Consider the following 7,295-nt stretch of genomic DNA (forward strand, 5'->3'; position numbering starts at 1 on the left):
TGCCCTGGGTGAACGCTGATCAAGTATTAGAAACCTAGTTCTCATAGTCTAGAATTGAGTCTTACGTGAGCCATCAGCCTCGAATGAGGTGCGGCATTATACGAGGTGGAGCATGAGTGATATGAGAGTAGTCGAGCTTTCCGGCCAGGCCTGGGTACGCGACGAGAACGGCAATCTGCAGGAGATCCAGCAGGGTGATGTCATCGACTCGAACCAGACGGTCGTGACGGCTGATAACGCATCACTCACGCTTTCATCGCCTGATGGCCAGACCGTCCAGGTGCCGGCAGGCGCGGAAGTGACACTGACATCGGTACTGGAAGCCGCCGAGGAAGAAGTGGAGTCCAGTGAAGAGGACTCCGGCGAAGACGACAGCGGTCGCGAGGAGTCCGGGTCGCCCAATGAGGAGGGCGAAGCGGATGAGTCGCAGAACGAAGGCTCGGAGCGCCCCCAAAGCAATGAGCACCCGGACCATGAAGGCCAGAGCTTTACGCGGGTGAATCGCATCGAGGAGCTGGTTGACCCGCTGGACTATGAGTATGGCCTGGACACCAATGATGGCCCTGATGTGCGTTGGGGCGGTGCCGCAGAGGAAGACGAAGAGGATGAGGAAGATAACGCCGCCGATGTGACACAGCCGTTTCGAGAGGCTCCTGGCGTCAGCGTCGAGCTGCAGGGAGCCGGCGACGACGATACCTATAACCAGGATGAGATCGGCGAGGATGGCAGCGTCACCGCCCAGGTCACCCTGGAAGACGGCACCGAGGTCGGCGATACGCTGACGGTGACCGACAAGGATGGCAACGAGCTGGTGAACCGTCCGGTTACTCAGGACGACCTGGATAACGGCGTCAGCGTCGAGGTGCCGGTATCACCCGGCGACCCCGAGACCAGCGTATCCGCCACGGTCACCGATCCAGCAGGTAACTCCAGCAGCGACGACGACCAGACGCCGATCGACAACGTGCCGCCGGTGGTGAGCGTCGAGTTGCAAGGGGCCGGCGACGACGATACCTACAACCAGGACGAGATCGGCGAGGACGGTACCGTTACCGCCCAGGTCACTCTGGAAGACGGCACCGAGGTTGGCGATACCCTGACGGTGACCGACAAGGACGGCAATGTCCTCGACGAGCGTGAAGTCACCCAGGACGACCTGGACAACGGCGTCAGCGTCGAGGTGCCGGTTGAGCCGGGTGATCCCAATACCAGTGTGTCTGCCACGGTCACTGATCCGACCGGCAACTCCAGCAGCGACGATGACCAGAAACCGATCGACAACGTGCCGCCAGCCGTCAGCGTCGAGCTGACCGGCAGCGGTGAAGACGGCACCTACAACCAGGATGAGATCGGTGAGGACGGTAGCATCACCGCCCAGGTCACCCTGGAGGACGGCACCGAGGTCGGCGATACGCTGACGGTGACCGACAAGGACGGCAATGTCCTCGACGAGCGTGAAGTCACCCAAGACGATCTGGAAAACGGCGTCAGCGTCGAGGTGCCGGTCGAGCCAGGTGATCCCGAGACCAGTGTCTCCGCCACGGTGACCGACCCGACGGGCAACTCCAGCAGCGACGATGACCAGAAACCGATCGACAACGTGCCGCCGGCGGTCAGCGTCGAGCTGACCGGCAGCGGTGAAGACGACACCTACAACCAGGACGAGATCGGTGAGGACGGTAGCGTCACCGCCCAGGTCACCCTGGAGGACGGCACCGAGGTGGGTGACACCCTGACGGTGACCGACAAGGGCGGTAATACTCTCGAAGAACGCACAGTGACCCAGGACGATCTGGACAACGGCGTCAGCGTCGAGGTGCCGGTCGAGCCGGGCGATCCCAATACCAGTGTGTCTGCCACGGTCACCGATCCGACCGGCAACTCCAGCAGCGACGATGACCAGAAGCCGATCGACAACGTGCCGCCGGCGGTCAGCGTCGAGCTGCAAGGCGCCGGTGATGACGACACCTACAGCCAGGACGAGATCGGCGACGACGGCAGCGTCACCGCCCAGGTCACTCTGGAAGACGGCACCGAGGTTGGCGACACCCTGACGGTGACCGACAAGGACGGCAATGTCCTTGACGATCATGAAGTCACCCAGGATGACCTGGACAACGGCGTCAGCGTCGAGGTGCCGGTCGAGCCGGGCGTCCCGAATGTCAGCGTGAACGCCAAGGTCACCGATCCAGCCGGCAACAGCGACAGCGACGACGATCAGGCGCCGATCGACTGGGACGTTGCCGTCGATGTGCCCAACGAGCATGGCAGCACCGATCCAGATGGCAACTTCAATGATCAGGTGGTGTTCGAAAGTGGCCTGGGGGACGGCTCCGCGCCGAACACCGCCGATACCCGGGTCGAGTCGAGTTTTACCCTGACCGCCCTGGATGGCCTGCAGGACGATGGCGCCGTCAGCCTGGCCTACACCAATGAGGATGGGGAAGAGGCCACCCTCGAGCTGAGCAAGGCCGAGGTGGAAGCGTTGGGCGATACCAGCCAGACGCTGACCACTGAATACGGCGAGCTGAGCCTTGACGGCTATAGCCAGGCCGATGACGGCACCATCACCCTCGATTACGACTACGTCCTGACCAATGCGCCGACTGAAGACGTCGATAATCTGATGGATAACATCACCGTCGCGGCCACTGACGTGGATGGTTCGACTGACAGCAGCGACCTGAATATCAAGATCGTCGACGACGCGCCGGTGGCCGAGGATGACACCAATAGCGTCACCGAAGACTCAGCGACGACAACCACGACCGGCAATGTGCTGGGCGACAGCGGTGCGTCCGATGGTGATGTTGCCGATGCCGAAGGCGCCGACGGTGCCACGGTGACGGCGGTGGAAAGCACCAATGTGCCCGCCAACGACGCCGATGCGGCCGATGGCACCCTGACGATCGACGGTGAATACGGCGCCCTGACGTTGAACGCGGACGGCAGCTACAGCTATACGCTGGATAACACCAACCTGGACGTTCAGGGGCTGAGTGACGGCGAAACGCTGGACGAGGTGTTCAGCTACACCCTGACCGATGGCGATAGCGACGCGGATAACGCCAACCTGACAATCACCATCGAGGGCAGCGACGACGACGTGACCGTCAATGTGCCCAACGACCATGACAGCACCACGCCGGATGGCGAGATCGGCGATCAGGTGGTGTTCGAGAGTGGGTTGGATAACGGCTCCGCGACGAATGCCGCCGATACCCAGGTCGAGTCGAGCTTTACCCTGACCGCCCTGGATGGTCTGCAGGAAACGGGGGCGGTGACGCTGGATTACACCGACGAGAATGGCGAGTCGGCCACACTCTCGCTGAGCAAGGCCGAGGTGGAAGCACTGGGCGGTACCAGCCAGACGCTGACCACCCAGTATGGCGAGCTGACCCTCAACGGCTACAGCCAGGCCGATGACGGCACCATCACCCTCGACTATGACTACCTCCTGACCAATGCGCCGGAGGAAGACGTCGATAACTTGATGGACAGCGCCACCGTCACGGCCACCGATGAGGATGGCTCGACCGACAACGGCGATCTGAATATCCAGGTCGTCGACGATGCGCCGACGGCCGAGGATGACACCAATAGCGTTACTGAGGGCGATGATACCGCCAGTACCGTCGAGACCAGCGGCAATGTGATCGGTGGTGGTGATGCCTCGTCGGACGATGCCGAAGATACCGAAGGCGCCGATGGGGCCACGGTCACGGCGGTGGAAAGCACCAACGTCCCCGGCAACAGCGCCAGCGGCACCGATACCCTGGTGATCGACGGCGAGTACGGCACCCTGACGATCGAGGCGGATGGCAGCTATACCTACGCGTTGGACAATACCAACCTGGACGTTCAGGGCTTGGGCGACGATGACACGCTGACCGAGGCGTTTACCTATACGCTGACCGATGGCGATACCGATTCAGACGACGCCACCCTGACCATTACCATCGACGGCAGCGACGACGGGGTGACCGTCGATGTGCCCAATGACAATGACGCCACCACCCCGGATGGCAACATCAATGACCAGGTGGTCTTCGAAAGCGGCCTGACGGACGGCTCCGCGCCGAACACCGCCGATACCCGGGTCGAGTCAAGCTTTACCCTGACCGCCCTGGATGGCCTGCAGGACAATGGCGCCATCAGCCTGGCCTACACCAATGAGGATGGGGAAGAGGCCACCCTCGAGCTGAGCAAGGCCGAGGTGGAAGCGTTGGGCGATACCAGCCAGACGCTGACCACTGAATACGGCGAGCTGAGCCTTGACGGCTATAGCCAGGCCGATGACGGCACCATCACCCTCGACTATGACTACGTCCTGACCAATGCACCGGACGCGGACGTCGATGCCCTGATGGACAGCGTTACCGTCACCGCCACCGACCGCGACGGCCAGACCGACAACGGCGACCTGAATATCAAGATCGTCGACGACGCGCCGGTGGCCGAGGATGACACCAATAGCGTCACCGAAGACTCAGCGACGACAACCACGACCGGCAATGTGCTGGGCGACAGCGGTGCGTCCGGTGGCGATGTTGCCGATGACGAAGGCGCCGATGGTGCCACGGTCACCGCGGTGACCAGCACCAATGTGCCCGCCAATGATGCCGATGAGACCGGTGGCACGCTGACGATCGACGGTGAATACGGCACCCTGACGCTCGAGGCCGATGGTAGCTACAGCTATGTGCTGGATAACGATAACCTGGACGTTCAGGGGCTGAGCGACGGCGAAACGCTGGACGAGGTGTTCAGCTATACCCTGACCGATGGCGATAGCGACGCGGATAACGCCAACCTGACGATCGCCATCGAGGGCAGCGACGACGGCGTGACCGTCAATGTGCCCAATGACAATGACGCCACCACGCCGGATGGCGACACCTCCGACCAGGTGGTGTTCGAAAGCGGCCTGGCGGACGGTTCCGAGCCGAACGCCGATGACATCCGCGTCGAATCCAGCTTTACCCTGACCGCCCTGGACGGCCTGCAGGAAACGAGCGCGGTGACGCTGGGTTACACCGACGAGGACGGTGATCCGGCCACGCTTTCGCTGAGCAAGGCTGAGGTGGAAGCGCTGGGCGATACCAGCCAGACGCTGACCACCCAGTATGGCGAGCTGACCCTCAATGGCTACAGCCAAGTCGCCGATGGCACGATCACGCTTGATTACGACTACACCTTGGAGCGTGCGCCGAGTGTAGGCGGTGACGATGTCACCGATAACATCGATATCACTGCCACCGATGAGGATGGCTCGACCGACAGCGGCGACCTCGATATCAAGATCGTCGATGATGCCCCAACGGCCAACGCCGACACCGGCACGGTCGAGGAAGACGGCAGCGCGCTGGACGGCAATGTGCTGACCACAACCGAGGCGGGCCCCGGTGATGTCGCCGATACCCAGGGCGCCGACGGCGCCACAGTGACGGGCTTCGCGGTGGGAAATCAGAGCAGCGAACTGGGCGACAATGTCGGAAGCGAGTTGGTAGGCGACTACGGCACGCTGACGCTGGACGACGACGGCACCTACACCTACGTCGTCGATAACGACAACGCCGACGTGAACGCTTTGAAGGACGGCGACAGCCTGACCGAGACCTTCAGCTACACCATTCAGGATGCCGACGGTGATTGGAGCACCACCACGCTGACGCTCACGGTCGAGGGCAATACGGATGGCACGCCCGCCATCACGCCCGACGATGGCACGCCCGACGTCGACGGTGAGGTGACTGTCAGCGAAAGCGGCTTGAGTGATGGCTCCGAGGCGGACAGCGACAACGAGTCCGCTGGCGGCACGCTGAGCGTCAACGCCGCCGATGGCCTGAGCAGCCTGACCATCGGCGGCACCACCCTGGATCTGGCGGCCCTTAACGCGCTGAGCGACAGCGATTCGCAGACCATCAACGTGGAAGGCGGCACGCTCGAACTGACCGGCTTTGCCGCTACCAGCAACGTGGGCGATGTGCCCACCGAAGGGGAACTGAGTTACACCTACACGCTGACCGAAGAGCGCACGCACAGTGGCGCCGAGGACGACGCACTGACGCTAGAGATCCCGCTGAGCGTGACCGACGCCGGAGAGGCGAGCAGCGATGGCACCCTGACGGTGCGCGTGGAAGATGACACCCCCACGGCCGAAGACGATACCGCCGTGACGGTAACCGAGGGCGAAAGCGCCACCACCGGCAATGTCCTGGATAACGACACCCCGGGTGCCGATGGCGCCTATATCAGCCAGATCACCTATACCGACCGTGATGGGAATGAAGACGATGCCAACATCGCCGAAGGCGACAGTGTCAGCGTGGATACCCTGCACGGTGAGTTGACGGTCGAAAGCAATGGCGACTGGTCCTACACACCTTTGGCTAGCGCCGATCACTCCGCCAGTGAAGATGATGCGTCGGCGGGCGACAGCTTCGACTATGTGCTGACCGATGGCGACGGGGATGAATCCGAGCCAGCCACCCAACCCATCGAGGTGGAGGATACCGAGCCCGAAGTGGGCACTGCCGAGAATGCCAGTGTCAACGAGAGTGGCCTGGACACGGGGACGGGAGGTGACTCGTCGATGTTGACCGGTACTGGTTCACTGGAGGTCACCGATGCTCAGGACAGCATCGATACCACCTTCGATAGCGGCAATCAGGCAGCCCTGGAAGCACTTGGGCTGACCTCCCAGGGCAACGACCTCAGCTATACGGTCAGTGACGATGGCCATACCATTACCGCAACGGCGGGCATTGGTGGTGATACTGTCTTTACCCTCACCATCACCGATCCCACGGACTCCAGTGCCGGCTACGAATTCACCCTCGATGGCCCGCTGGACCACGTGGATGAGGTGACCAACGGCGACGGCAATATCAAGCTTCCCGTCGATTACACCGTCACGGATAGCGATGGCGATACTGACAACGGCAATTTCACCGTCACCGTGGTGGATAACACCCCCACGGATGCCGAGGAAAGCATTGTCCTGGACGAAGATGGAAGCCATGAGCTGTCGACTCCGGCCAATGCTACCGAAGACAACATCACCTTCGGCACCGACCCGCAGTACGGGACGGTCGATGTGGCGACCGATGGCACCCTGACCTACACGCCCGACGAGCACTATAGCGGGGCCGATAGCTTCACCTACCGCTATACCGAAGGGGGAGAAGAACGCACCGTCACAGTCGACGTCACCGTCAACCCAGTTGCCGATGCGCCGACGCTCACCGTCGACAGCGACAGTGTGCAGACTCTGGAAGATGAGTCCATCCCTC

At 62.2% G+C, this 7,295-nt stretch carries 1 protein-coding gene; it reads left to right on the forward strand.

Translation table 11 applies throughout. The annotated features are described in order from the left end of the window. Positions 1-112: 112 nt before the first annotated feature. On the forward strand, positions 113-7,295 hold a 7,183-nt coding region (locus HHA01_RS14375; RefSeq protein ID WP_218023819.1), incomplete at its 3' end, for a cadherin-like domain-containing protein.

Origin of the sequence: Halomonas halmophila (assembly GCF_006540005.1) — a bacterium.
GTDB classification, from domain to species: Bacteria; Pseudomonadota; Gammaproteobacteria; order Pseudomonadales; family Halomonadaceae; genus Halomonas; species Halomonas halmophila.